Annotated in this window: 27 protein-coding genes; 8 read left to right on the top strand and 19 right to left on the bottom strand. The window is 72.3% G+C overall.

Annotation, left to right across the window (positions count from 1 at the left end; all coding sequences use genetic code 11):
• Positions 1–5: 5 nt before the first annotated feature.
• Genes QQZ14_RS17460 through QQZ14_RS17475 form a run of 4 tightly spaced genes read right to left on the bottom strand, consistent with a single transcriptional unit; the run spans position 6 to position 3207 of the window.
• Complete coding sequence (locus QQZ14_RS17460) at positions 6–770, bottom strand: sulfite exporter TauE/SafE family protein (protein ID WP_284535659.1); 765 nt, start codon at positions 768–770, stop codon at positions 6–8.
• Positions 767–1903 (bottom strand): SPFH domain-containing protein, encoded by a 1137-nt coding sequence (locus QQZ14_RS17465; RefSeq protein WP_284535660.1) that lies wholly within the window; start codon positions 1901–1903, stop codon positions 767–769. The genes QQZ14_RS17460 and QQZ14_RS17465 overlap by 4 nt, the downstream gene beginning before the upstream one ends.
• A gap of 13 nt (positions 1904–1916) precedes the next feature.
• Complete coding sequence (locus QQZ14_RS17470) at positions 1917–2378, bottom strand: NfeD family protein (protein WP_284535661.1); 462 nt, start codon at positions 2376–2378, stop codon at positions 1917–1919.
• A 34-nt stretch (positions 2379–2412) separates the two neighbouring features.
• Complete coding sequence (locus tag QQZ14_RS17475; protein ID WP_284535662.1) at positions 2413–3207, bottom strand: ABC transporter ATP-binding protein; 795 nt, start codon at positions 3205–3207, stop codon at positions 2413–2415.
• 54 nt (positions 3208–3261) lie between these two features.
• On the opposite strand from QQZ14_RS17475, the gene QQZ14_RS17480 reads away from it, so the two are divergent.
• A complete protein-coding gene (locus QQZ14_RS17480) occupies positions 3262–3996 on the top strand; it encodes a hypothetical protein (RefSeq protein ID WP_284535663.1) in 735 nt (244 codons plus the stop codon).
• A 33-nt stretch (positions 3997–4029) separates the two neighbouring features.
• Positions 4030–5256 carry a phosphoserine phosphatase SerB gene (gene serB / locus QQZ14_RS17485; RefSeq protein ID WP_284535664.1) on the top strand — a complete coding sequence of 409 codons (1227 nt, stop codon included), beginning with the start codon at positions 4030–4032 and terminating at the stop codon, positions 5254–5256.
• Between the two features lie 10 nt (positions 5257–5266).
• Here serB and QQZ14_RS17490 read toward each other — a convergent pair whose 3' ends face one another.
• Genes QQZ14_RS17490 through QQZ14_RS17510 form a run of 5 tightly spaced genes read right to left on the bottom strand, consistent with a single transcriptional unit; the run spans position 5267 to position 7918 of the window.
• Complete coding sequence (locus QQZ14_RS17490; protein WP_284535665.1) at positions 5267–5788, bottom strand: SixA phosphatase family protein; 522 nt, start codon at positions 5786–5788, stop codon at positions 5267–5269.
• Positions 5789–5839: 51 nt separating this feature from the next.
• A complete protein-coding gene (locus tag QQZ14_RS17495) occupies positions 5840–6148 on the bottom strand; it encodes a hypothetical protein (RefSeq protein WP_284535666.1) in 309 nt (102 codons plus the stop codon).
• A 3-nt stretch (positions 6149–6151) separates the two neighbouring features.
• Positions 6152–6922, bottom strand: coding sequence for an enoyl-ACP reductase FabI (fabI, locus tag QQZ14_RS17500; RefSeq protein ID WP_284535667.1), 771 nt, complete (start codon positions 6920–6922; stop codon positions 6152–6154).
• A gap of 3 nt (positions 6923–6925) precedes the next feature.
• On the bottom strand, positions 6926–7645 hold the full coding sequence (fabG, locus tag QQZ14_RS17505; RefSeq protein WP_284535668.1) for a 3-oxoacyl-ACP reductase FabG: 720 nt from the start codon (positions 7643–7645) through the stop codon (positions 6926–6928).
• A gap of 60 nt (positions 7646–7705) precedes the next feature.
• Positions 7706–7918 carry a dodecin gene (locus tag QQZ14_RS17510; protein WP_284535669.1) on the bottom strand — a complete coding sequence of 71 codons (213 nt, stop codon included), beginning with the start codon at positions 7916–7918 and terminating at the stop codon, positions 7706–7708.
• 57 nt (positions 7919–7975) lie between these two features.
• Between QQZ14_RS17510 and QQZ14_RS17515 the strand changes: the two genes are divergently transcribed.
• Both QQZ14_RS17515 and QQZ14_RS17520 read left to right on the top strand, forming a co-directional pair.
• Positions 7976–8311 carry a DUF3099 domain-containing protein gene (locus QQZ14_RS17515; RefSeq protein ID WP_284535670.1) on the top strand — a complete coding sequence of 112 codons (336 nt, stop codon included), beginning with the start codon at positions 7976–7978 and terminating at the stop codon, positions 8309–8311.
• A gap of 124 nt (positions 8312–8435) precedes the next feature.
• Positions 8436–8663, top strand: coding sequence for an acetone carboxylase (locus QQZ14_RS17520; protein WP_284535671.1), 228 nt, complete (start codon positions 8436–8438; stop codon positions 8661–8663).
• An 8-nt stretch (positions 8664–8671) separates the two neighbouring features.
• On the opposite strand, the gene moaA is transcribed toward QQZ14_RS17520, so the two are convergent.
• Positions 8672–9673 carry a GTP 3',8-cyclase MoaA gene (gene moaA, locus QQZ14_RS17525; protein ID WP_284535672.1) on the bottom strand — a complete coding sequence of 334 codons (1002 nt, stop codon included), beginning with the start codon at positions 9671–9673 and terminating at the stop codon, positions 8672–8674.
• Between the two features lie 44 nt (positions 9674–9717).
• Between moaA and QQZ14_RS17530 the strand changes: the two genes are divergently transcribed.
• Positions 9718–10701 (top strand): SURF1 family cytochrome oxidase biogenesis protein, encoded by a 984-nt coding sequence (locus tag QQZ14_RS17530; RefSeq protein ID WP_284535673.1) that lies wholly within the window; start codon positions 9718–9720, stop codon positions 10699–10701.
• Here the strand turns inward: QQZ14_RS17530 and QQZ14_RS17535 are convergent.
• From QQZ14_RS17535 to QQZ14_RS17555, 5 genes are read right to left on the bottom strand one after another with little or no spacing between them, the layout of a single operon-like run.
• Positions 10587–11342: an SDR family oxidoreductase gene (locus QQZ14_RS17535; protein ID WP_284535674.1), complete on the bottom strand. Its 756-nt coding sequence runs from the start codon at positions 11340–11342 to the stop codon at positions 10587–10589. The genes QQZ14_RS17530 and QQZ14_RS17535 overlap by 115 nt on opposite strands.
• Positions 11343–11363: 21 nt before the next feature.
• Positions 11364–13238 (bottom strand): ABC transporter ATP-binding protein, encoded by a 1875-nt coding sequence (locus tag QQZ14_RS17540; protein WP_284535787.1) that lies wholly within the window; start codon positions 13236–13238, stop codon positions 11364–11366.
• Positions 13239–13265: 27 nt separating this feature from the next.
• Positions 13266–14063 carry an enoyl-CoA hydratase/isomerase family protein gene (locus tag QQZ14_RS17545; protein ID WP_284535675.1) on the bottom strand — a complete coding sequence of 266 codons (798 nt, stop codon included), beginning with the start codon at positions 14061–14063 and terminating at the stop codon, positions 13266–13268.
• A gap of 21 nt (positions 14064–14084) precedes the next feature.
• Positions 14085–14666 carry a maleylpyruvate isomerase N-terminal domain-containing protein gene (locus QQZ14_RS17550; protein WP_284535676.1) on the bottom strand — a complete coding sequence of 194 codons (582 nt, stop codon included), beginning with the start codon at positions 14664–14666 and terminating at the stop codon, positions 14085–14087.
• A gap of 33 nt (positions 14667–14699) precedes the next feature.
• Positions 14700–16298, bottom strand: coding sequence for an ABC-F family ATP-binding cassette domain-containing protein (locus QQZ14_RS17555; protein WP_284535677.1), 1599 nt, complete (start codon positions 16296–16298; stop codon positions 14700–14702).
• A 135-nt stretch (positions 16299–16433) separates the two neighbouring features.
• On the opposite strand from QQZ14_RS17555, the gene ypfJ reads away from it, so the two are divergent.
• On the top strand, positions 16434–17369 hold the full coding sequence (ypfJ, locus tag QQZ14_RS17560; RefSeq protein ID WP_284535678.1) for a KPN_02809 family neutral zinc metallopeptidase: 936 nt from the start codon (positions 16434–16436) through the stop codon (positions 17367–17369).
• Between the two features lie 6 nt (positions 17370–17375).
• Here the strand turns inward: ypfJ and QQZ14_RS17565 are convergent, their stop codons facing one another.
• The 3 genes from QQZ14_RS17565 to QQZ14_RS17575 are packed head-to-tail and all read right to left on the bottom strand — an operon-like array spanning position 17376 to position 20789.
• Positions 17376–18284: a phosphotransferase gene (locus QQZ14_RS17565; protein WP_284535679.1), complete on the bottom strand. Its 909-nt coding sequence runs from the start codon at positions 18282–18284 to the stop codon at positions 17376–17378.
• Positions 18285–18294: 10 nt separating this feature from the next.
• A complete protein-coding gene (locus QQZ14_RS17570; protein WP_284535680.1) occupies positions 18295–19866 on the bottom strand; it encodes an ABC transporter permease in 1572 nt (523 codons plus the stop codon).
• Positions 19863–20789 carry an ABC transporter ATP-binding protein gene (locus tag QQZ14_RS17575; protein WP_284535681.1) on the bottom strand — a complete coding sequence of 309 codons (927 nt, stop codon included), beginning with the start codon at positions 20787–20789 and terminating at the stop codon, positions 19863–19865. The genes QQZ14_RS17570 and QQZ14_RS17575 overlap by 4 nt, the downstream gene beginning before the upstream one ends.
• 53 nt (positions 20790–20842) lie before the next feature.
• Here QQZ14_RS17575 and QQZ14_RS17580 point away from each other — a divergent pair, with 53 nt between their 5' ends.
• Positions 20843–21313 (top strand): GbsR/MarR family transcriptional regulator, encoded by a 471-nt coding sequence (locus QQZ14_RS17580; RefSeq protein ID WP_284535682.1) that lies wholly within the window; start codon positions 20843–20845, stop codon positions 21311–21313.
• Positions 21314–21334: 21 nt separating this feature from the next.
• Here the strand turns inward: QQZ14_RS17580 and QQZ14_RS17585 are convergent, their stop codons facing one another.
• On the bottom strand, positions 21335–21943 hold the full coding sequence (locus QQZ14_RS17585) for an acVLRF1 family peptidyl-tRNA hydrolase (RefSeq protein ID WP_284535683.1): 609 nt from the start codon (positions 21941–21943) through the stop codon (positions 21335–21337).
• A 152-nt stretch (positions 21944–22095) separates the two neighbouring features.
• Between QQZ14_RS17585 and QQZ14_RS17590 the strand changes: the two genes are divergently transcribed.
• Positions 22096–23733, top strand: coding sequence for a methyl-accepting chemotaxis protein (locus QQZ14_RS17590; RefSeq protein WP_284535684.1), 1638 nt, complete (start codon positions 22096–22098; stop codon positions 23731–23733).
• Positions 23734–23735: the final 2 nt, after the last annotated feature.

A 23735-nucleotide genomic window follows, 5' to 3' on the forward strand; every position in this document is an offset into this window, starting at 1 on the left:
GCGGGTCAGCCCAGCAGGAACGCCACGAGCGCGGCGACGCCGACGCAGACGATCACGACGCGCAGCGCGGTGGGCGGGAGCCGCCGGCCCACCGTGGCGCCGAGCTGGCCGCCGATGACCGAGCCGACGCCGATCAGGAGCACGACCCACCAGTCGACGTCGGCGACGACGGAGAAGATCAGGCCGGCGACGGCGTTCACGACCGCGGCGAGGATGTTCTTGACCGCGTTGAGCCGCTGCAGCGACTCGTCGATGCCGGTGCCGAGCACCGCCATCAGCAGCACGCCCTGTGCGGCACCGAAGTAGCCGCCGTACACACCGGTCAGCAGCACCCCCGGCCAGACCCACCAGGTGCCGTGGTGGGGCAGCCCGCCCGCGGCGTCGTGGCGCCTCGCGACCCAGGCCGAGATGCGGGGCTGGAAGACCACCAGCACCAGGCCCAGCAGGATCAGCACCGGCACGATCGCGGCGAACGCGTCGTCGGGCAGCCGCAGGAGCAGCACCGCCCCGCCGACGCCGCCGATGAGTGACCCGACGGAGAGACGCAGCACCCGCGAGCGCTGCCCGGCGAGCTCGCGCCGGTAGCCCACGGCGCCCGACACCGACCCGGGCACCAGGCCGATGGTGTTGGACACGTTCGCGGTGACCGGAGGCACGCCGAACGCCAGCAGGGTCGGGAACGTGATCAGCGTTCCCGACCCCACCACGGTGTTGATGGTGCCGGCCGCGACCCCGGCGAGCAGGATCGCGACGACCTCGTACGCCGTCACTGGGCGGGCGGCACCTCACCCGGGTCGACCGACGGGTCGGTCGTCGCGGGCGGCTCCGCGGCCTGCCGTCCGCGGCCGGGGTTGGCCGCGCTCTCGGCCTCGGCGATCGCGGCCTCGACGGCGGCGTTCGTCTCCTTGAGCAGCTCGTCGGAGGAGCGGGGCACCAGCGCCTCGCTCGAGCCCATGTCCACCCGCTTCCGTGGGCCGGCGACGTCCTGCGGGATGCCCTGGAGGCTGGTCATCGTCGAGCCGAGCCCCTCGAGGGCCTTGCCGATCTCGCTGGGCACGATCCAGACCTTGTTGGCGTCGCCCTCGGCGATCTTCGGCAGCATCTGGAGGTACTGGTAGGCGAGCAGGGACTGGTCGGGCTGGCCGTCGTGGATCGCCTGGAACACCGTCTGGATCGCCTGTCCCTCGCCCTGGGCGCGCAGGATCGAGGCCTCGCGGTCGGCCTGAGCCCGCAGGATCTGCGACTCCCGGGCACCCTCGGCGGTCAGGATCGCGGACTGCTTCTGGCCCTCCGCGGTCAGGATCGCCGACTGGCGCTGGCCCTCGGCGGTCAGGATCGCGGCGCGCTTGTCGCGGTCGGCGCGCATCTGCTTCTCCATCGAGTCCTTGATCGACGGCGGCGGGTCGATGCCCTTGAGCTCGACCCGGTTGACCCGGATCCCCCACTTGCCGGTCGCCTCGTCGAGGACACCGCGCAGACGGGTGTTGATCTCGTCGCGGCTCGTGAGCGTCTCCTCGAGGTCCATGCCGCCGACGATGTTGCGGAGCGTGGTCATCGTCAGCTGCTCGACCGCGGTGATGTAGTTGGCGATCTCGTAGGTCGCCGCGACCGGGTCGGTGACCTGGAAGTAGATGACGGTGTCGATCGAGACCACGAGGTTGTCCTCGGTGATCACCGGCTGCGGCGGGAAGCTCACGACCTGCTCGCGCAGGTCGATGAGGTAGCGCACCTTGTCGATGAACGGCACGACGATGTTGAGGCCGGCCGGCAGCGTCTCCTTGTACTTGCCGAACCGTTCGACGACTCCGGCGCGGGCCTGCGGGATGATCCGAACGGTCTTGGCCAACAAGACGATCACGAACAGCAGCAGGATCGCCAGCAGGATCAGCAACACGGGTGCCACATCTATCTCCTTCTCACTCGCCGAGCTCGGGGACGGGATGGACGTACGCCGTGGCGCCTCGGATCTCGAAGACCTCCACGGTGGCCCCGGGCTCGATCACGACGTGCTCGTCGTAGGGCGCGGCCGACCAGGTCTCCCCCGCGAGCCTGATCTGACCGATGCTGAGGCCGGTGATGCGCTCGGTGACCACGGCGCGCTGGCCGATGAGCTTCGTGGTGCCCAGGCGCAGCTCGGGTCCCTGGTGGAGATGGGCGACCAGCGATGGTCGGACCAGGGCCAGCATCCCGACGGCGGTGATGCCGGCGACGATCACCTGGACCGGGACCCCGGCGCCGATCGCGGCGGTGACAGCGCCCGCGAGCGCACCCCCGGCCAGCATCATCAGGACCAGGTCGAGGCTCATCAGCTCGGCCATGCCGAGCACGGCGGCGATGCCCAGCCATATCGCCCAGGCGTGCTCGCTCAGCCAATCCATGCATCGACCCTATCCCTGCCGGGGGACGGGGGTGCTACAAGTGCCGGGTGCGTCGGCGCGCACTCCACCGGCCGTCGACGTGGCTCAGGACCAGCGGCATCCCGAACGTCGTCGCGAGGTTGGCCTCCGTGACGACCTCGGCGACCGGTCCGGCCGCCACCACCCGGCCGTGGCGCAGCAGCAGCGCGTGCGTGAAGCCCGGGGGGATCTCCTCCACGTGGTGCGAGACCAGCACCGTCGCGGGCGACGCCGGATCGGCGGCCAGCACCGACAGCGTCGACACCAGGTCCTCCCGGCCCCCGAGGTCCAGTCCCGCGGCGGGCTCGTCGAGCAGCAGCAGCTCGGGATCGGCCATCAGCGCCCGCGCGATCTGCACGCGCTTGCGCTCGCCTTCGCTGAGGGTCCCGAAGGTGCGGTCGACGAGGTGGATCGCGCCGACCTCGGTGAGCAGCTGGCCGGCGCGTTCGTGGTCGAGGTCGTCGTAGGCCTCACGCCAGCGGCCGACGACGCCGTACGACGCCGAGACGACCACGTCGTGCACCCGCTCGCTGCGCGGGATCCGCTCCGCGAGGGCGGCGCTCGTCAGCCCGATCCGCGGCCGCAGCTCGAACACGTCGACGGTGCCCAGGACCTCGTCGAGGATCCCGGCTACGCCCGACGTCGGGTGGATCTGCGCGGAGGCCACCTGGAGCAGCGTGGTCTTGCCGGCGCCGTTGGGACCGAGGATCACCCAGCGGTCGCCCTCTTCGACGCGCCACGACACCTCGTCGAGCAGCGTGGCCTGTCCGCGCCGGATCGTCACATCGGCGAAGTCCAGCACAGCGGTCATACCCAGCACCCTATCGACCGCCGTCACGGCTCCCGCGGCGTATCCTCACCCGCCGTGACCACCCTGCTGCCGGCCTCCGCGCGTCTCGCGTGGTGGGGTACGGCGTGGCTCGCCGGGCACGTGGTCACCGACCTGCTCGTGGACGCGGTCCTCGCCGGCGACGCCACCCACGCGGTCGCCGGCCTGCCCGGGGTGGACGGCACCGAGACCCTGGTCGGCGCGCTGGCGCGGCTGCGGGCGATGGGCGCCACGGGCGTGGGTGCGGCGTTCCCCGCCGAGGGCGACCCGGTCGGTCTGGGCGGCCCCCCGGTGTTCAACGCCGACGCGCTCGAGGCCGGAGAGGCAGTGGTCGTCGGCGGCGTAGAGCTCGGCCTGGTGCCACATCGCACCGGGGCGGCGACCGTGTGGACCGCGTACCGCGCGCAGCGCCGCCAGCTGCCCGACGTCGGCGAGGCCGACCGCGGGCTGCGCGCCGCGCTGCTGGGGTCGGCGGAGGCACTGGCGCGTCTCGACGTGGCCCGGTGGCGCCCCGAGGTCGCGGACCAGCTGCTGAACCTGCGGCACCGCCCGGCCCTGTCCGCTCCCGACGGCGTTCCCGCGCGCTGCGTCGACCTCGCCGGCCGCGGGCTGCAGGCGACCGAGATCGTCGCCCTCGCCCTCGAGGACGAGGGTGCCGCGATCACGGCGTACGAGATCGAGGAGCGGCGGGCGGCGCTGGTTCCGCTGGACCGAGCCGGCCGGCGCGCGCTGGTGGCCGCCTGCTCGCCCGAGGCGTGGCCGCCGGCCTGATTCGGAGCCGGCGCGATAGCCTCGACCACTGAGATGACTGACGTTCACGCCGGGCGCAAGCCGGAGACCCTGCTCATCACGCTGACCGGCAAGGACCGCCCGGGCGTGACCTCGTCAGTGTTCGGCACCCTCTCCGGCGCCGGGGTCGAGGTCCTCGACATCGAGCAGATCGTGCTGCGTGGCCGGCTGATCTTGGGCGTGCTGGTCACCGCCCCCCACCAGGTGCGCCGCGTGACCGAGGCGGTCGAGGAGACCGCGTCGGCCCTGGGCATGAGCGTCGACATCGAGCGCGGCGTGGGCGACAACAAGGCTCGCCGCGGCGGACGCTCGCACGTGACGATCCTCGGCTCCCCGCTCCGTGCAGCCGCCATGGGGGCCGTCGCCGGTCGGATCGCCGACCTGGGCGCCAACATCGACCGCATCGAGCGGATGGCCCGCTACCCGGTCACCGCCATCGACCTGCACGTCTCCGGTGTCGAGACGGCGGCCCTGCGCACGGCGCTCGCCGCCGAGGCGGTGCGCCAGGGCGTCGACATCGCCGTCCAGCCCGCCACGCTGCTCCGCCGCGGCTCGCGGCTGATCGTCATGGATGTCGACTCGACCCTGATCCAGGGCGAGGTGATCGAGATGCTCGCCGCGCACGCCGGCTGCGAGGCGGAGGTCGCCGCCGTGACGGAGTCCGCGATGCGTGGTGAGATCGACTTCGAGGAGTCCCTGCGCTCCCGGGTCGCCCTGCTCGAGGGCGTGCCTGCGAGCGCGCTCGACGAGGTGTACGACGCGATCCTGCTGGCGCCCGGCGCGCGGACGATGGTGCGCACCCTGCGGCGTCTGGGCTACCACTTCGCGATCGTCTCCGGCGGCTTCAGCCAGATCACCGACCGGCTCGCCGCCGACCTCGAGATCGACTACGCCCGGGCCAACGAGCTCGAGATCGTCGACGGCCGGCTGACCGGGCGCATCGTCGGCCCGGTCGTCGACAGAGCGGGCAAGGCCGCCGCCCTTCGCGAGTTCGCCGCGGCTGCCGGGGTGGCCGGGGCCGCGGTCATCGCGATCGGGGACGGCGCCAACGACCTCGACATGCTCAACGCCGCCGGGCTCGGCATCGCCTACAACGCCAAGCCCCTGGTCCGCGACGCCGCCGACACCGCCGTCAACGTGCCCTACCTCGACGCGATCCTCTACCTGCTGGGCATCTCACGCGAGGAGATCGAGGCGGCGGACGCCGAGGCCGGCTTCGTCACCCCGTCTCCCCCGGTCTGACCGCGGGGCGTCAGCCCCGCCCGACGTGGAAGCCGACCAGTCGCGCCGTGCCCTCGGCCAGGTCGGCCCAGGAACCGTCGTGCTCGAACACCGCGACCGCGCCGGTCGGGTAGCCGGCCAGCATCTCCTCGGCGAGGTCCGGGTCGCCGTCGCCGTCGTCGAGCAGCTGCGCGAGGACCGCGATCGTGGGGTTGTGCCCGATCACGAGGAGGCGGCGTACGTCGTCGCCGACCTCGCGCACCAGGTCCAGCGCGGTGTCCGGCCCGGCGGCGTAGAGACCACGGTCGAGCTCGGGGTCGAGGTCCCAGTCCGCGGCGCCGGCCACACTCGCCCAGGTCTCGAGCGTGCGCAGCGCCGCCGACACGATCGCGTGGTCGGGCTCGAATCCCTCCGCGGCCAGCCATGATCCGACCGCGGCGGCGTCGCGGTGCCCTCGATCGGCCAGCGGTCGGTCGAAGTCGGTGGGCCCGTGCTGCTCCGCCTTGGTGTGGCGCAGCAGGGCGATGGCACGGGAGGAGGACTCGAACTGCACGGTCCAACTCTCGCAGCCGGACGACCGGCTGTCATGCCCCGGGGCCGCGTGTCAGCCGCGCAGGGCGTCGCGCCGCTCCTGGAGCCGCTGCTGGGCCGCGGGCAGGTAGGCCAGGCACGGCGCGGTCTCCCCGGGATGCTTCTCGGTGAGGTGGAAGGTCCACCGGTCCATCGCCGCGAGGTAGCCGTTGTCCTCTCCTGGGCGGTAGGTCGACCAGGCCCGTCCGTCACGGACGACGCACGAGGTGCAGCCGATCTTGTAGAGGAACCGCTGGTCGCCGTCGAGGTCGATCTTGACCGCCGACAGGGCGCCGGCCTCGCTCGCGGCCTTCCGCTCCCGGGCAGACCGGGTCGCGGTCACCGGTCAGCCGCCCATCGCGTGGAAGCCGCCGTCGACGTGGACGATCTCCCCCGTGGTGGCGGGGAAGAAGTCCGACAGCAGCGCGCACACGGCCTTGGCAGTGGGCTCCTGGTCGGAGTTGTCCCAGCCGAGCGGCGCGCGCTCGCCCCACATCTGGTCGAGCGCCTCGTAGCCGGGGATCGCCTTGGCGGCGAGCGTCTTCAGCGGCCCGGCCGACACGAGGTTGACCCGGATGCCCTGGCGGCCGAGGTCGCGGGCGAGGTAGCGCGAGCACGACTCCAGCGCCGCCTTCGCCACGCCCATCCAGTCGTAGGCCGGCCACGCGACCGTCGCGTCGAAGGTCAGCCCGACCACGGAGCCGCCCTCGCCCATCAGCGGGCGGCACGCCTCGGCCAGCGACTTCAGGGAGTAGGCAGAGACCTGCACCGCCTGCGCCACGTCCGGCCACGGGCCGCTGAGGAACTTGCCGCCGAGCAGCGTCTCGGGGTTGCCGTAGGCGATCGAGTGGACGACGCCGTCGAGGCCGTCGACGTGCTCACGGACCAGGTCGGGCAGGCGCGCGAGGTGCTCGTCGTCGGTGACGTCGAGCTCGAGCACCGCCGGCTCGACCGGCAGCCGCTTCGCGATCCGCCGGGTGATGCCGAGGGCGCGGCCGAAGTTGGAGATGAGCACGGTCGCGCCCTGCTCCTGGGCGACCTTCGCGGTCGCGAAGCCGATGGAGGTGTCCATCGTCACCCCGGCGACCAGGATCCGCTTACCGTCGAGAATGCCCATCGTTCAGTGCCCCATTCCGAGTCCACCGTCGACCGGGATGACCGCCCCGGTGACGTACGCCGCGCCGTCGCCGGTCAGCCACAGCACCGTATCCGCGATCTCCTGCGGCGTGCCGTAGCGCCCCAGCGGCACCTGCGCCTTGATCGCCGCCTTCTGGTCGTCGCTGAGCACAGCGGTCATGTCGGTCTCCACGAACCCGGGGGCCACCACGTTGGCGGTGATCGATCTGGAGCCCAGCTCGCGGGCGATCGACCGCGCCATGCCGACCAGTCCGGCCTTGGAGGCGGCGTAGTTGACCTGGCCTGCGGAGCCGAGCAGGCCGACCACCGAGGAGATGAACACGATCCGGCCACGGCGCAGCCGCAGCATGCCCTTCGACGCGCGCTTGGCCAGCCGGAAGGACGCGGTGAGGTTGGTGTCGATGACCGACGACCAGTCGTCCTCGCTCATCCGCAGCAGCAATGTGTCGGCGGTGACGCCGGCGTTGGCGACGAGCACCTCGACCGGTCCGTTCGCCTCCTCGATCTGGGCGAAGGCCGCCTCGACCTGGGCGGGGTCGGTGATGTCGCAGCGCACGTCCAGCGCACCCTCGGGGGCGCCACCGCTGCGGGTCGTGACCGCCACGCGATCTCCGTTGGCGACGTAGGCCTCGGCGATCGCGCGCCCGATTCCGCGGTTGCCGCCGGTGACCAGCACCGACCTGGTCTCGTGGGTCTGATTCACGTCAGGTGACGCTAGCGACTACTGATCGGTATACCGAACCGGTCTCGCGCCACGCGTCCGTCAGTCGTCCTCCAGCCGGAAGCCCACCTTGAGGCCGACCTGGAAGTGCTCGACGACGCCGTCCTTGACCTGGCCCCGGACCTGGGTGACCTCGAACCAGTCGAGGTGGCGCAGGGTGCGTCCGGCCCGCTCGATGCCGTTGCGGATGGCCTCGTCGATGCCGTCGGGCGAGGTGCCGACGATCTCGGAGACGCGGTAGGTGCGGTTGGTCATGGGTGCCTCCAGGGTGCGGACGTGGGAGGCCGAGCCTACCGACGTAGGCTGGCAACCATGGCCCGGGACCTGCGCCGCCGCCGCGAGGAGGCCGTCCGCATCACGACCGCGGCGACCAGCCGCGACGAGGAGATCTCCGCGCGCCAACGGCGTTACGTGTTCTCGATGGCGATCCGGACCGTCTGCTTCGTCGCCGCGATCGCGGTCGGCCCCGGATGGCCGCGCTGGGTGCTCGTGGCGGCCGCGGTCCTGCTGCCCTACGTCGCGGTGGTGATGGCCAACGCGACCGCTTCGCGTTCCGACGGGTTGGACCTCCTCGACAACGAGTACGGCGGCAACGAGCTCGGTCCGGCGACCGAATCCGACGAGGTCACCCGGCCCGACGTGCTTTGAGAACCGCGTCTCCCGTGACAGAATCACCAACGCAAGCCGAGTCTCCCCCGTCTCGGTTGGCAGCGGTGCCGGACGGCTTCCCCCGTGGCTGTCCGGCACCGTTCTCATGTGCTGGAGGAGCACCGTGACCGATCCGCAGCCCGGCCCGCTCGACGACCAGACCGAGGCGGAGGCGACCTGTTCGGCCAGGGGCTGCCAGGCCCCGGCGACCTGGCAGCTGCTCTGGAACAACCCCAAGCTGCACACGCCGGACCGGCGGAAGGTGTGGCTCTCCTGCGACGACCACCGTCAGCAGCTCATCGACTTCCTCGGCAAGCGGGCGTTCCTCAAGGACGTCGTCCCGCACGTCTGACGAGCCGGTCAGCCCCCGATGGCTGACATCGGACGGTCGGGCTGGAGGAACGTCGGGTCGTCGATCCCGTGACCTGCGCGCTTGCCGCGCATGGCGACCACCCAGCGCTCGGCGATCACCTCGTCGGAGGCGCCGGCGCGCAGAGCCGTGCGCAGGTCGGACTCCTCGCGCGCGAACAGGCAGTTGCGCACCTGGCCGTCGGCCGTGAGCCGCACCCGGTCGCAGTCGCCGCAGAACGGCCGGGTGACCGACGCGATCACACCCACGGTCGCGGGGCCGCCGTCGACGGTGAACAGCTCGGCCGGAGCGCTCCCGCGCGGCTCCGCGGCCGGGACGAGGTCGAACTCGCGCTCGAGGTGTTCGAAGATCTCGTCGGCGGTCACCATCTGCTCGCGGTTCCACACGTGCTGCGCGTCCAGCGGCATCTGCTCGATGAACCGCAGCTGGTAGCCCTCGGCGATCGCCCAGCGCAGCAGCTCGGCTGCCTCGTGGTCGTTCTGGCCGCGCATCAGCACCGCGTTCACCTTCACCGGCCCGAGACCGGCGGCACGCGCCGCGGCGAGCCCCTCGAGCACGTCGTGCAGGCGGTCGCGCCGGGTGATGGCGTGGAAGGTCTCGCGCCGGATGCTGTCCAGGCTGACGTTGACCCGGTCGAGGCCGGCCTCGGCGAGGGCGCCCGCGACCCGAGCCAGGCCGAGCGCGTTGGTGGTCAGCGAGGTCTCCACGGTCGGGTCGATCTCGTGGGTACGCCGCACGATGTCGACCAGTCCGCGGCGCACCAGCGGCTCGCCGCCGGTGAAGCGGACCTCGCGGATGCCGAGCAGCTCCACCCCGATCCGGATCAGTCGCACGACCTCGTCATCGGTGAGCACCGAGTCGTCGGGCAGCCAGTCCAGCCCCTCGGCCGGCATGCAGTAGGAGCAGCGGAGGTTGCACCGGTCGGTCAGCGAGACGCGCAGGTCGGTGGCGACCCGCCCGTAGCGGTCCGAGAGCGGTCTCGTGTGCGGCACCCCTGCAGTCTAAGCAGATGGGGTCTGCCGGATAGCCTCGGTGAGTGCGGTCGTTGCGGTTCCTGCTCAGTCGGCGGTGGCTGCTGTTCGCGCTCGTGGTGGTCATCCTGTGCTCCGCCGCCTGGTGGCTGGGCGAGTGGCAGTTCCACCGGCTCGCCGACCGCAAGGACCGCAACGCGGTGGTCCGCACCAACGAGGACCGGCCTCCCGCGCCGGTCGACGAGGTTCTCGCGCCGGGCCGCGCGGTCGCCGAGGACGACGAGTGGCGGGTGGTCACGGCGACCGGCACCTATGACACCGCTGACACCGTGATCGTGCGGTACCGGACGCGTGACGGTGCCTCGGGCATCGACGTCGTGGTGCCGCTCGTGACGGGCGACGGCACCGCGCTGCTGGTCGACCGGGGCTGGACCGCCGCCGACAACAAGGGGGCCGGGCCCGAGGACGTCCCTCCCCCACCCGACGGCGAGGTGACGGTCCAGGGCTGGGTGCGCAGCGACGCCGAGGGCGACAGCACAGCGGTCGACGACCACTCGACCCGAGCGATCTCCAGCGAGCGGATCGGTGAGGAGCTCGGGCGCACCGTGTACGGCGGCTTCGTCGAGCTGAAGACCGAGGACGGGCGGCCGGCCACCGGGCTCGAGCCGGTCGAGCTGCCCGAGCTGAACAACGGTCCCCACTTCTTCTACGGGCTGCAGTGGTGGTTCTTCGGAGTCCTCGCGGCGTTCGGCTTCTGCTACCTGGCCTTCGACGAATGGCGCAGCCGCCAGCGCGGCGAGCAGCCTGCGCAGGTCAGCGCCGGCGCCGACCGCTCGCAGCGCCGGGCAGCGAGGACCGCGCGCAAGCAGGCCGTGCGCGCGGCGTACGAGAGGGCCTGGGAGGCGGAGCGCCGGCAACGGGCCCGGCAGCAGGATCAGAGCGCGCGGAGCATGCCGCCGTCGACCGGCAGCATCGATCCCGAGACGAACGACGCGGCCGGGGAGAGCAGGAACGCCGCCACCCGGCCGAACTCCTCCGGCACGCCGTAGCGGCGCAGCGGGATCGTCGCGACGGCCGCGACCCGGGCGGCCTCGGGATCGCCGGACGCCGCGTCCAGCTCGGCCACCCGCTCGGTGCCGACCCGCCCCGGCAGCAGGCCGTTCACCCGGATGCCGCGGGGGCCGAGCTCGTCGGCCAGCGTCTTCGCCACCATCGCCAGCCCGGGACGCAGACCGTTCGAGATCGCGAGATCGGCCAGCGGCGCCCGCACGCTCGAGGACAGCACGAACGCGATCGAGCCTCCCGGCGGCAGCACCGCGGCGACCTCCCGGGCCAGCCGCACCGCGCCCAGGAAGACCGACGCGAAGGCCGCTGTCCACTCGTCGTCGGTGACCTCGGTGACCGCGCCCTTCGGCGGACCGCCGACGCTGATCAGCGCGCCGTCGACCCGCCCCCAGCGCTGCCGCGCGGCCGCGATCAACCGGCCGGGCGTGTCCGGGTCGGCGTTGTCGCCGACGATCCCCTGGGCCCGGTCGCCGAGGTCGGCGACCGCGCGCTCCACCGTGTCGCGCGTGCGGCTCGACAGGACGACCCGGGCGCCCTCGGCGATCAGCACGTCCGCGGTCGCGCGGCCCAGCCCTCGGGCCCCGCCCGTGACGAGGTAGACGCGGTCGGCGAGGTCGAGGTCCATGCGGCGAGCGTAAGGGGCGGGTCAGACGGGCGCGGGCGGCTGGTCCTCGATGAACTGGGTGCGGTAGAGGTCGGCGTAGAGCCCGCCGCTGGCCAGCAGCTCGGCGTGCGTGCCGGACTGGACGATCCGGCCCTCGTCGAGCACGAGGATCTGGTCGGCGTTGCGGACGGTCGAGAGGCGGTGCGCGATGACCAGCGAGGTGCGCCCCTCGAGCGCCGCGTCGAGGGCCCGCTGGACGGCCGCCTCCGACTCGCTGTCGAGGTGGGCGGTCGCCTCGTCGAGCACCACGATCGCGGGCGCCTTGAGGAGCAGCCGGCCGATCGCCAGCCGCTGGCGCTCACCGCCGGAGAGCCGGTAGCCGCGGTCGCCCACGACGGTGTCGAGGCCGTCGGGGAGCGACCTGATCAGGGCGGCGATCTGGGCGGCCTCGAGCGCGGCCCACACCTCGGGGTCGCTCGCGCCGGGCCGGGCGTAGAGCAGGTTGGCGCGGATCGTGTCGTGGAACATGTGGGCGTCCTGGGTGACGTAGCCGACGACGTCCTCCAGGGACTGCAGGGTGACGTCGCGTACGTCGTGCCCGCCGACGCGCACGGCTCCGGCGCCGACGTCGTAGAGCCGGGCGACCAGGTGGGTGATCGTCGTCTTCCCGGCACCGGAGGGGCCGACCAGGGCCACCATCTGCCCGGGCTCGGCGGTGAAGGTGATGTCGGTGAGGACCGGCCCCGAGTCGCGTGACTCGGTGCGGGCGACGACCTCGAGCGACGCCAGCGAGATCTCGTCGGCGCGTGGGTAGGCGAAGGCCACGTGGTCGAACTCCAGCCGGGCCGCGGTGCGGGGCAGGACGACCGCGTCGGGCCGCTCCTGGATCAGCGACGGCAGGTCGAGGACCTCGAAGACCCGTTCGAAGCTGACCAGCGCGGTCATCACGTCGATGCGCACGTTGGACAGGCTCTGCAGCGGCCCCAGCAGTCGCAGCAGGAGGGTCGCGAGCGCGATGACGGTGCCGACGGTGAGGGTCTTGTCGACGGCCAAGTGCCCGCCGACACCGTAGACGAGCGCGGTCGCCAGCGCCGGGACCGCCATCATCGTGGCCCCGAAGACCCGGGTGAGCAGCGAGATCCGCACGCCGAGATCGCGCACCCGAGCGGCCTTGGACGCGAACAGCGCGTCCTCGTCGCTGCGGCGCCCGAAGAGCTTGAGCAGCATCGCGCCGCCGACGTTGAAGCGCTCGGTCATCGCGTTGCCCATGTCGGCGTTGCCGTCCATCTGGTCGCGGGTCAGTCCGGCGAGCCGGGCGCTCACCCAGCGCGACACGAGCACCAGCAGCGGGAAGATCGCCAGGCAGAGCACGGTCACCTGCCAGCTCAGCGCCAGCATCGTGATGCCGACCACGATCACCGAGATGGTGCTCGCCACGGTGGTGGACAGGGTGGAGGTGAAGGCGCGCTGGGCGCCGATCACGTCGTTGTTGAGACGGGAGACCAGGGCACCGGTCTGGGTGCGGGTGAAGAACGCCAGCGACTGGCGCTGGACGTGGCCGAACACCTTGGTGCGCAGGTCGTAGATCAGGCCCTCACCGATGCGCGAGGAGAGCCAGCCCTCACCCACGGCCAGCACCGCGCTGACGAGAGCGGTCGCCGCCATGGCGAGCGCCAGCAGCGTGATGAGCCCGTGGTCGCCGCCCCTGATGCCGTCGTCGATGATGTGCTTGGCGAGCAGCGGGGTCACGACGACCATGCCGGCGTCGATGACGGTCAGCACCAGGAAGACCGCGATCAGCCGGCGGTGGGGGCGCGCGAACCCGAGCACCCGGCGGACGGTCCCGCGCTCGATGCGGTTGTGGACCACGCTGCGGTCCGATCTCAGCAGCCGCCAGGCGGCGCCACCGCCGTGCATTCCCGACACGTCTGCCTCCTGTTGCTCCTATTGCTGCCCGGCCCCCATCAGTGCCGCCAGCTCCCGGAACCTCCGGGTCTGCGCCTCGCGCTCGAGGCGCCGCTGCTCGTCGAGGCTACGGTCCGCCGCCCCCTGGAGCAGCGCCTTGGTCTCGGTGACCGCGCCGGCCAGCGGGGCCGTGAGCGCGCCGACGAGGTCGGCGACGGTCGCGTCCAGCTCGTCGGCGGGTACGGCGGTCAGCGCGAGCCCGATGCCCACGGCCTCGTCGGCCCCGACCATCCGGGCGGTCGCGCAGATCTCCAGCGCTCTCGCGTAGCCAACGCACTCGACCAGCGGCTTTGTTCCCGTCAGGTCGGGGACCAGGCCGAGCGCGGACTCCTTCATGCACAGCTGGGCGTCGTCGGCGAGCACCCGCAGGTCGCAGGAGAGCGCCAGCTGGAACCCGGCGCCGATCGCGTAGCCCTGGACCGCGGCGACCGAGACGAACCGCGGGTCGCGCAGGAACGTGAACCCCTGCTGGTAGGCGTCGATCGTCGCCGAGACCTCGGCGTCGGAGAGCGCCAGCAGCCCGGCCACCGACTCCTCCCCCGACGCGTTCGTCGGGTCGAGCATCGACCGGTCGAGGCCCGCCGAGAACGACTGCCCCGATCCCCGGACCACGACCACCCGCACGTCGTCCGGGATCTGAGCGCCGAGGTCGGCCAGAGCCCGCCACATGGTCGGCGTCTGCGCGTTGCGGACCTCGGGCCGGTGCAGGGTGATGGTCGCGACCGCACCCTCGACGTCGTACGTCAGGCCGGCAGCGAGCAGGGTGTCAGCATCCATGCTGCGCACCCTAGTGTCGGGTCAGTCCGCGCCCTCCAGCCGGTCGGCGAGGGAGGCTCCGTCGAGCTCGGTCAGGGTCGCGCGGGCCAGGGCCAGCGCACGCGGCGCGGGCGGCCGCTCGCCGAGCAGGTCGAGCTGGTGGATGACGTCCTCGACCGCCCAGACGGCCAGGAAGTCGCCGGCCGTGAACACGTGACGCTGCCACAGGTGGTGCCCGTCGGCGCAGCCGGTGGCACCGCGCACCACGGCCTCGGCGACGTCGTGCATCTGCTCGCGGGCCGAGTCGGGTCGCGCGTACGCCGTCGTGCGGCGTCGCTGCGCCAGGAGCTCGAGGAGCGGGTCACCCGCATCCTGCTCGTCGAAGGCCGGCCAGTACGACGCGGCGTCGACGGTGGATGGGCCGTCGACGGGCGACACGAGGCCGCCGAGCATCTCCTGCCATCCGGCGACGACGTGCACGAGGACCTCGAGCCTGGTCCATCCGTGGCAGCGCGACGCACCGAGCAGCGACCACTCGTCGAGGTCGTCCACGGCGGCGACGAACTCGTGCACCGACTCGACGAACGCCGTACGACCGGTCTCCAGATCCACCGTGAGGGCCATGGGCTGACTCTAGAGGCGGCCGCGGACAGCCCGTCAGGCGAGCGACACCAGGTCGGCGTACTCCTCGTTCCAGAGGTCCTCGACGCCGTCGGGGAGGATCAGCACCCGGTCCGGCTCCAGGGCCAGCACCGCGCCCTCGTCGTGGGTGACCAGCACGATCGCGCCCTCGTAGGTGCGGATCGCGGCGAGCACCTCCTCCCGCGAGGCGGGGTCGAGGTTGTTGGTCGGCTCGTCGAGGAGCAGCACGTTGGCGCTCGAGACGACCAGCGCGGCGAGCGCCAGCCGGGTCTTCTCTCCACCCGAGAGCACCCGCGCGGGCTTGTGCGCGTCCTCGCCGGAGAACAGGAACGAGCCGAGCACCGACCGCGCCTCGGTGTCGGTCAGCTGCGGCGCCGCGCTCTGCATGTTCTCCAGCACGGTCCGGTCGACGTCGAGCGTCTCGTGCTCCTGGGCGTAGTAGCCGATCTTGAGGCCGTGCCCGGGCACGACGGCGCCGGTGTCGGGCTGGTCCACCCCGGCCAGGATCCGCAGGAGGGTGGTCTTGCCGGCGCCGTTGAGCCCGAGGATCACGACCCGCGAGCCCTTGTCGATCGCGAGGTCGACGTCGGTGAACACCTCCAGCGACCCGTACGACTTCGACAGCTCGGCGGCGGTGAGCGGCGTCTTGCCGCACGGCGCAGGGGCGGGGAACTTGATCCGCGCCACCTTGTCCGACTGACGCTCGCCCTCGACCCCGGCCAGCAGCTTCTCGGCGCGCTTGAGCATCGATTGTGCCGCCTGCGCCTTGGTGGCCTTGGCCCGCATCTTGTTGGCCTGGTCGGTCAGCGTCTTGGCCTTGTTCTCGGCGTTCATCCGCTCGCGCTTGCGGCGCTTCTCGTCGGTCTCTCGCTGGGTCAGGTAGGCCTTCCAGCCCATGTTGTAGACATCGATCTCGGCGCGGTTGGCGTCGAGGTGCAGCACCTTGTTGACCGTCGCCTCGAGCAGGCCGGTGTCGTGGCTGATCACGATCAGGCCGCCCCGGTGGGCCTTGAGGAAGTCGCGCAGCCAGACGATCGAGTCGGCGTCGAGGTGGTTGGTCGGCTCGTCCAGCAGCAGGGTCTCAGCACCGGAGAACAGGATCCGGGCCAGCTCGACCCGGCGGCGCTGTCCGCCGGAGAGGGTCTTGAGCGGCTGGTGCAGCACTCGCTCGTCGAGGCCGAGGTTGTGCGCGATCTGCGCCGCCTCCGACTCGGCCGCGTAGCCGCCACCGGCGTGGAGCTCGGCGTCCGCACGCTCGTAGCGGCGCATCGCCTTGTCGCGGACGGCCGCGTCGTCACTGCCCATGTCGGCCTCGGCCTGGCGGAGCCGGCGTACGACCTCGTCGAGGCTGCGCGCGGAGAGGATCCGGTCGCGGGCGAGCACGTCCGGGTTGCCGATGCGGGGGTCCTGGGGCAGGTAGCCGACCTCACCGGTCGCCTGCACGGTCCCGGCAGCGGGCAGGGCCTCGCCCGCGAGGATCTTGGTGAGCGTGGTCTTGCCGGCGCCGTTGCGGCCGACCAGCCCGACCTTGTCGCCGGCGGCGACCCGGAAGCTGACGTTCTCCATGAGCAGGCGTGCGCCGGCCCGGACTTCCAGGTGGTGGGCGACGATCATGCGGGGTCCCCGCGGAAGCGTGAGGTGGAGGAGCCGAGCGGAGGAACCTCGCGGTTTCGTGGGGTGCAGATCATGAGGACTCGATCCTAGATGTGGGTACCGTCCACTCAGACATCGGCGACGCCAGGAGGACCCATGCGCTTCAACCCCAAGGCCCGGCTCGACACCAGCCGGGTCCGCGACCGCGGCCGCGGGAGCGGGGGCGGACGTGGCGGCGGCCTCGGCAGCGGGGGCGGGGGCGGTGGGATGCCGATCCCCGGAGGCGTGGCCAGCGGCGGCGGGGTGGTCGGCATCATCGTGATCGTGCTCTACGTCGTGCTCACCCAGTGCACGGGCGACGGTGCCGCCAACGGGGGCCTCGACGGCAGCCGGATGGCCGACACGCAGCGGTACGCCTCCTGCAAGACCGGCGAGGACGCCAACAAGAGCGCCGACTGCGCCCGGGTCGCGGTCGAGAACTCCCTCTACGACTTCTGGGGCGACGAGCTCGGCTCGAAGTTCCGCGCCGAGAAGGAGGTCGACACGTTCACCGGGGCGACCAGCACCGGCTGCGGCCAGGCCTCCTCCGACGTGGGGCCGTTCTACTGCCCGGTCGATGAGACGATCTACCTCGACACGACGTTCTTCGACGACGTGCTCGAGCGCCAGCTCGGCGGGCCCGACGGCGGGTTCGTGGAGCCCTACGTGCTCGCGCACGAGTACGGCCACCACATCCAGAACGTCCTCGGCACGATGGGCAAGGTGAAGACCCAGCAGGGTCCGAAGAGCGACTCGGTGCGCCTGGAGCTCCAGGCCGACTGCTACGCCGGCATGTGGACCAAGGCGGCGACGAGCACCGAGGACGCGTCCGGCGAGGTCCTGTTCGCCTCGGTCACCGATCAGGACATCCAGCAGGCGATCGAGGCCGCCACGGCGGTCGGCGACGACCGGATCCAGGAGCGCAGCGGCGGCCGGGTCAACCCCGAGCAGTGGACCCACGGCTCGTCCCAGGAGCGGGTCGCCTGGTTCAAGACCGGCTACACCAAGGGCGACCTGGCCGCCTGCGACACGTTCGCCCCCGGCGCCCTCTGAGCAGCCCTACCGCTCGACCAGCGCCTCGATGTGCGCGAACTGCCGCTGGAGGGCGCGCAGGTGCGGGGCGACCGAGGGGTGCCGGAACTTGCCGGCGAGGGCGCCCTCGCCGCCGGCGACCCGGGCCAGCGCCCACTCCGCGCGGTTGAGCACGGTGTAGACGGCGCTGACGCGGGCGCCGAGCGTGACCTCGTCACGGGTGGCCAGACCGTCGGGCAGGCCCATCAGGTAGGCGTCGAGCAGGGGCTCGAGATCCTCACGGGCGGCGAGCGCGTAGTAGCCGAGGTCGGCGCCCACGGGACCCGTGCCGAGCGTGGACCAGTCGATCGCGACGACGTCGTCGCCCTCGCGGCCCGGCAGGTTCGCCGGTACCGCGTCCCCGTGCATGGGCACCTGCACCAGCGCGTCGGCGGCGGCCAGCAGCTCGTGGCGCCGCTCCCAGAGGTGCACGGCCACGTCGGCGACCGTCGTCCGCTCCAGGGTCTTCCAGCCGCCGCGGTGCTCGACGCGGGCCATCCGGTCGCGCAGCTGGTTGCGCGCGAGCCACGGGGTCGGCGTGAGCTGGGCGCCGGCGAACCGGCCGAGGGCATGTGCCACGAACAGCCCGCTGAGCGCGGCGTCCTCGACCCACTCCTCGGTGATCGTGATGCCCTCGACGTCCTCCTCGACGGCCGCGAGCGCGGGTGAGCGCAGGCCCGGCGTCGCGGTGACCAGGCCGGCGGTGACCACGTCGGCCGCCCGCCGCCAGTAGGCGAAGTGCCGCGGGTCGCTCAGCTCAGCGGGGTCGTGCTCGGCGGGTGCCGCGAGCCGCTTGACGACCACGGGCTGGTCGCCGAGCACGGTCCGCCACACGCCTATCGTCGAGGCGCTCGAGCCACCCGGGAGCGCGAGCCACCCGGCTTCGGGCTGCCACATGGCTCCGACGCTAGTGCACGTCGCGCCGCTGGAAGGCGATCTGGCCCGCGACACTCAGGACCGCGGCCACGGCCGTCACGGCGACGAACGGCGCCCACCGGAAGTCCTCGACCGGGACGAACGCGAGGTGCTCGAAGGGCGAGACGTCCTGCAGCCACTGCGGCAGCTGGAGCAGCTCGCCGAACAGCAGCACGACGTACGCGAGCAGCAGCGCCAGCCAGGCCAGCAGCGTCGCGCGGGGCAGCACCCCGTGGAGCAGCCGGGCGAAGCCGCTGAGCACCAGCACCCCGGGAGTGAACGACAGCAGCTGCCACGTCAACCGCACCACCGCTCCCCCGTCGCCGGTCACGAGCGCATAGCTGACGCCGAGCCCGACTCCGGCCGCGCCCATGACCAGGAGCGTGCCGGCCACCGTGACCACGACGTGCCCGCCGAGCCAGGTCCTGCGGCGCAGTGCCGTTGCGAGCAGTGTCTCCACGCGCCCGGCGTCCTCCTCCCCGCGAGCGCGGAGCGCCGAGGAGATCGCGAACCCCGCCGCCACCAGCGCGAGCATCAGCATCATCGTCGCGTAGAACCCGTCGACGAGGTCGGCGCCGCCCTGGGCGACCAGGTCCCGCGACGTCTGGGAGTCGCCGACGAGGTCCTCCACGTCGCTGCCCATGCTCCCGAAGGCGAGTCCGCCGAGGAGCAGCCCGAAGGCCCAGGACAGCACCGCGGGCCGCTGGAGCCGCCAGGCCAGCCCGAGACCCGTGCCCAGGGAGGGCGCGGCCCGGTCCGGACCGGGCCTGGCCGGGAGCACCCCAGCGCCGTAGTCGCGGCGGTCGAAGACGGCGTACGCCCCCGCTATCAGCGCGCCCGCGCCGGCGAGCAGCAGCAGGGCCGGCCACCACCGCAGACCGGAGAAGGGGTGCATCGCCTGGTACCACCCGATCGGCGAGAGCCAGCTCAGCGCGGCGGCGCTGATGTCACCGAAGGCGCGCAGCGCGTACGCGACTCCGATCACCGCGCCCGCGAGGCCGTACGCCGCGCGCGTGCTGGTCGTCAGCTGGGCCGCGAGCAGGGCGACGCCCGAGAAGAACCAACCGCAGAACATCACGCCGAGGCCCAGGCCCAGGGAGTCCGCGACCGCCAGGCCGTACGCCGCCAGGGTCCCGGCGGTCAGGAGACCGACCACGAGGTTGGCGAGTGCGGCGTCGAGGACCGCGGCCGTCTGCGGGGCGTACCGGCCCACGGGCGCGGCCCGCAGCAGCTCGTCGCGTCCGGACTCCTCGTCGGCGCGCGTGTGCCGGCCGACCAGGAACATGCTCATCAGCCCGACCAGGATCGCGCCGAACGCGGCGGCCTGCCAGGTGACCTGTCCGCCGGTGGTGTTCAGCGCCCGCGCGGGCCCGGCCATCGCGATCAGGGCGGCGTTGCCCTCCATGTCGGCGGCGGCCTTGTCGAACTCCGCCTGGGTCTGGTAGAGCCCGTCGACACTCCACCCCTGGCTGACGTAGAGGAGCGCGATCCCGATCGGCCACCAGACGAACATCCACCGGTCGCGGCGCAGGAACGCACGCAGGAGGACCAGCGTGCCCGTCATCGGCGTACGTCCTCCTCCGTGGGAGCGGGCGCGGCGACCTGGTCGCCGTAGTGGCGCAGGAACAGGTCCTCGAGCGTGGGTGGCTGGCTCTCCAGCGTGCGCACGCCACCGGTCTGCAGGAGGTCGAGCACCGCGTCCAGCTCGGTGGTGTCGACCTCGAGGTGCACCCGGTGGTTGTCGATGTCGACGTCGTGGACGCCAGGCAGATCGGCGATGCCGGCGGGTACGGTCGCCAGGTCGGCGGTGATCGACGTCCGGGTCAGGTGCCGCAGCTCGGCCAGGGTGCCGGACTCCACGCAGCGGCCCGACCGGATGATGCTCACCCGGTCGCAGAGGTGCTCGACCTCGGCCAGGATGTGACTCGAGAGCAGCACCGAGTGGCCCTCGCTGCGGAAGTCGTCGATGCAGTCGCGGAACACCGCCTCCATCAACGGGTCCAGGCCGGAGGTGGGCTCGTCGAGCAGCAGCAGCTCGACATCGGACGCCAGGGCCGCGACCAGGGCGACCTTCTGTCGGTTGCCCTTGGAGTAGCTGCGGCCCTTCTTGGTGGGGTCGAGGTCGAAGCGCTCGAGCAGGTTCGCGCGGCGTCGTTCGTCGAGCCCGCCGCGGAGCCGGCCGAGCAGGTCGATCACCTCTCCCCCGGTCAGGTTGGGCCAGAGGTTGACGTCGCCCGGCACGTACGCGAGCCGGGCGTGCAGCTCCGCGGACTGGTGCCACGGGTCGCCACCGAGCAGCCGCGCCTCGCCGCCGTCCTTGCGCAGCAGCCCGAGCAGCACCCGGATCGTCGTGGACTTGCCGGCGCCGTTGGGGCCGAGGAAGCCGTGCACCGTCCCCCGCTCGACCGTGAGGTCGAGGCCGTCGAGTGCGCGCAGACTCCCGAACCGCTTGACCAACTCCCGGATCTCGATCACGTTCTCGGTCACGACGTCGACCGTACACCATATTCAGTTGTTTATGAATCATGTAATATGCCGGCATGTCGACCGACGATCAGCGCCACCGCTTCGTGGAGCGCATGGGCGGGGCACTGACCTCCGCGGGGATGATCCGGCTCCCCGCCCGGATCTTCGCCGCACTCCTCATCGACGATGACGGCCGGATGACCGCCGCTGAGATCGCGGCATGCCTGGGCGTGTCCCCCGCGGCGGTCTCGGGCGGCGTTCGCTACCTCGACAGTGTCGGCATGGTGCGCCGTGAGCGTGAGCGCGGCTCGCGACGGGACATCTTCGTGGTCGACGACGACGCCTGGCACGACGCGATGCTCCATGCCGACCAGATCTACGCCCCGATGCAGGCCGCGCTGCGCCGAGCGATCGAGGAGCTCGCCCCCGACGACCCGGCCTACCGGCGGCTCCGCCTCTCGGAGGAGTTCATCAGCTTCCTGCTCGCCGAGCTCGGGTCGATCAACGACCGCTGGGCCCAGCGGCTCAAGGAGCTGGATCTCTGAGCGTCGGCGGATCGAGCCGGGTCAGGCGTTGACGACCTCGACCTGGACGGAGCACGCCTCCCGGACGGCCTCCTCGAGGACCGCGCGCCGGGGGTCGGGTACGGCGAGCCAGGGGCCCACGACGCGCAGCCCGCGCAGGCGGGGGTCGGTGAGCACCTCCTCCACCGCGGCGTGGTCGCCCCCTGCCACGACGGGGCCACGCAGTCCCTCCAGGATCCGTGCCGCGTGGTCGGCGGCCGCCTCGTAGGCCTGGCGGGCCTGGTTGTCCCGCCGCCGGGCGAAGCGCTGCTGACTCTGCCCACCCGCCTTGGTGCGGCCCTGCACGTGGCGCTGCCCGACCTTGCTCTCGGTCGTCCGCGGGCCGGCCAGTCGGGCGACCGCGAACCCGCCCTTGCGCACGAGCAGCACGCCCCAGTCCGCCGGAGCCGTCACCGCCGCCGCGAACCGGGCCGCCTCGGCAGGGCCGTCGTACCCCGTCTCGAACGGGAGCCTGGCCACGAACGTCGACCCGTCCGCGGCCCGCCCGCAGAGCCCATCGCCGTCGACCCGGAGGGGGGTGTCGCCGTGCCGGCCGGCGAAGTTCGCGATCCAGCGCTCGATCCGGTTCGCAGGCACTCGGACATGGGCCACGCCCTGACCCTAGAGGTGCGCGGACCGGACCGGGCTGTGGGCCGCCGCGTCTTTTCCCTACAGACCACCGTGTGCCCGCCGAATGGCAACCGCGAGAGCCGGACGCCCGCCGGCTCTTCTCAGCGAACCGCGGGCGAGGGAGCGTGATGGGCATGGCAGGCACCGGCGATGGCGGCGTGGTCGCGAGCAAGCGGCGTACGGCATGGTTCGCGAACCGCTCACTGCGGACCAAGATCATGGCGCTGGTCGGCCTCGCCACCCTGGTCAGCCTCGTCCTCGGCGCCTCCGCGCTGTCCGCGATGACCTCGGCGCGCCACACGACGAACGACATGGCGACTTCGCAGGCCGCACTCAACACCTCGCTCGCCACGCTGAAGGACGCCCTCTGGTCGGTGCGCAACAACGCCTCGGTGATTGGCGGCTTCACCGGTTCGCCCGACCTGCCCGAGCGGGTCGCCGCGCTCGACGACGCCGAGACCGGCCTCGACGACGCGCTCGCGTCGTTCGCCCACGACTATCAGGCCGAGACCGGCTCCCTGCCCGATCGCTTCGGCGATTTCAGCACCTCCCTCGAGGCCTACCGCGCGGTCGTGCACGACAAGATGGTGCGGGCGGCGCAGTCGGGCGACCTGGCGGGCTGGGTGGCCGCCCGGGGCGAGGCCGGCACCATCGGCGGTGAGATGGTGGACAACCTCGTCGAGGTCAACGACGAGGTCGTGGCCCACCTCGCGAGCGTCGCCTCCTCGGCCGACGCGGAGGCCGGGTCCGCGATCACGCGCATGCTGGTGATCCTGGCGGTAGGGCTCGTCGCCGCGCTGACCGGAGGCGTCCTCCTTGCCAACGCGATCCGCCGGCCGTTGCGCGCCGTGCAGCAGTCCCTCGAGGCGATGGCCCACAACGACCTCACCGTCGACGCCGACGTGGCCTCGAGCGACGAGCTCGGGCAGATGGCGGCCGCACTGGGCAAGGCCCAGGCGGAGCTTCGGCAGACGATCGCGCACGTGGTGGCGACCTCGGAGGCGGTCGCGGGGGCAGCCGAGGAACTGTCGGCGACCTCCGAGCAGATCGCGTCGACGTCGATGGAGACCTCCGCCCAGGCGGACGTCGTCTCCGGCGCGGCCGAGCACGTCACCGACAACGTCCAGACCGTCGCCACCGGCACCGAGCAGATGTCGGCCTCTATCCGCGAGATCGCGCAGAACGCCGCCTCCGCCTCCCAGGTGGCCGCCCGCGCCGTCGACGCCGCCCACACCACGTCGGACACGGTCACCCGGCTCGGCAACTCCTCGGCAGACATCGGGAAGGTCATCGCCGTGATCAACTCGATCGCCGAGCAGACCAACCTGCTCGCGCTCAACGCCACCATTGAGGCCGCCCGCGCCGGTGAGGCCGGCAAGGGCTTCGCCGTGGTCGCCAACGAGGTCAAGGAGCTCGCGCAGGAGACCGCACGCGCGACCGGCGAGGTCAGCGGCCGGATCGAGGCGATCCAGACCGAGACGCAGGCCGCCGTCACGGCGATCACCGAGATCTCCGAGATCATCGCCCAGATCAACGACACCCAGGCCACGATCGCCTCGGCGGTCGAGGAGCAGACCGCGACCACCAATGAGATGGCCCGCAACGTCGCGGAGGCAGCCTCCGGCTCTGCCGACATCGCCACGAGCATCACGAGCGTGGCGGCCGTGGCGGCGACGACCAACGAGGTGGTCGGCCAGACGAAGCAGGCGATCGCCGAGCTGGCCCGGATGTCCTCGGACCTCCGTGGTCAGGTCGCCCAGTTCACCTACTAGGT

The sequence above is a fragment of the Nocardioides sp. T2.26MG-1 genome, from assembly GCF_950101795.1.
Taxonomy (GTDB): domain Bacteria; phylum Actinomycetota; class Actinomycetes; order Propionibacteriales; family Nocardioidaceae; genus Nocardioides.